The organism is Bacteroidia bacterium (assembly GCA_016218155.1).
Lineage (GTDB): Bacteria > Bacteroidota > Bacteroidia > Bacteroidales > GWA2-32-17 > GWA2-32-17.
The window spans coordinates 1-1603 of the sequence record JACREQ010000091.1 but is presented as its reverse complement, the minus strand read 5'-3'; the positions used below and the strand labels follow the sequence as shown (position 1 = coordinate 1603).

General features: G+C 30.3%; 2 protein-coding genes. One reads left to right on the top strand and one right to left on the bottom strand.

Annotated elements, in window-relative coordinates:
* Positions 1-807 (top strand): hypothetical protein (locus HY951_15220; GenBank protein MBI5541414.1); only part of this gene is annotated, 807 nt, incomplete at its 5' end.
* Positions 808-939: 132 nt separating this feature from the next.
* On the opposite strand, the gene HY951_15215 is transcribed toward HY951_15220, so the two are convergent.
* The coding region (locus HY951_15215) for a group II intron reverse transcriptase/maturase (GenBank protein MBI5541413.1) at positions 940-1603 on the bottom strand (664 nt) is incomplete at its 5' end.

Here is a 1603-nt window from a genome sequence, read left to right as displayed (position 1 = left end):
CATATTGGAGGAGATGATTTTGTAATAATCACTACTCCTGAAAAAGTTCGTGATATATGTGAAAACATTATTCAACAGTTTGATAAATTAATTCCAGCTTTATATGATGATGATGACCGTAAAAAAGGTTATATAATTTCTAAAAATCGAAAAGGTAGAATAGAAAGTTTTCCTATAATGACAATATCTATCGGTGTAGTTACTAATGAAAAAAAAATAATAAACCATTCTATAAAAATTGGAGAAATTGGTAATGAATTAAAAAGATTTGCTAAAACTTATAAAAGAAGCAACTATATAATCGATGGAAGAAAAAGTGATGGGTCTGATATTTTTACTCATGATAATGAAATCATAAGGAATAATGGCGGGTTTGATTTTTTTAAGGACCCAAAAGATTTTGAATTTATTTTGCAGGATTTACAAAAATTTCTCAAATATCAGAAAGAAGTAGGGTTAGTTTATGTAAATATTAATCCTATTGACACACTTGCATATAATACAAAAATACGAGATGAAATATTTGAAAATACTTTTCGTATATTTTTTGAATCACAACAGGACATTATAAGAAAGAAAGATATAATCTCAATCTATAATAATGAAAAAAATAAAATTTTTATTTATCTTTCACCAGCACGAAGTAAGATAGGAATAACATCTGCAAACATAGAAAAAATACTTAATAGAATAGAATTATTTGTTCAAAATAAAATAAAAAAAGAACCAAAAGAAGAATTTAGGGCAAATATATCCATGGGTTATAGTTTAATTAATTTTCCGTTTAAGTGTATGGATATATTGTGAATTACCGAGTAGGTCGGGGAGCTCACGCTCCCGTCGCCCTCTAAGAACTGTACAAGCAAATTTCCCTGCATACAGCTCAAGCACTTATAAGATTACATTTTATTGTAATCCGACAGTTAAATTGTTATTTATTTATATTGCGCAAGTGTTGCTTGATATTCTTCTCATAACAAAATAGCTGATATATTCAGGGTCGTATGGATTAGCTTCACCTTTAATCTTAATATATCTCACTAATTTTGTATATGAAATTCTGAGTAATTCCTCAAGCTTCTTTCCGCCTGTTTTGGTTTTACTCCAAGCACAAAAGTCCCATTTGCGTTTTGAATTACTAAAATATTGCTTGATAATCCATCCGCAACTTTTCTTCGGGTGTCTTCTCCTTGCCCAGTACCACAGTGATTTAAACATAACATCATCCGCATGTCTGAATGCTTTACTCGCCTGAATACATTTATGATATTCGCTCCATCCCCTGATTCTTGGTTTTAGTGCTTTTATCATATCACAAGCTTTGCCTTGACTGATTTTGATAATTTCTTTTATCTTTGATGTAAAATCTTTTACACTCCTCTGTGATGGTGTTATAATTAGTTTGTTTCGATACTTTTGTAAATGCTGTCCAAGAAAATCAAATCCTTCATCTATGTGAGTTATTTTCGTTTTCTCTTCTGAGAGAGTTAATCCTCTCGGTTTGAGAAAATCTTTTATTGCAGGGATTATATTTTCTTCTATCAGCTCTTTGGTGGCTGCTGTAACAATAAAGTCATCGGCATATCTTATGAAGTTGACTTTT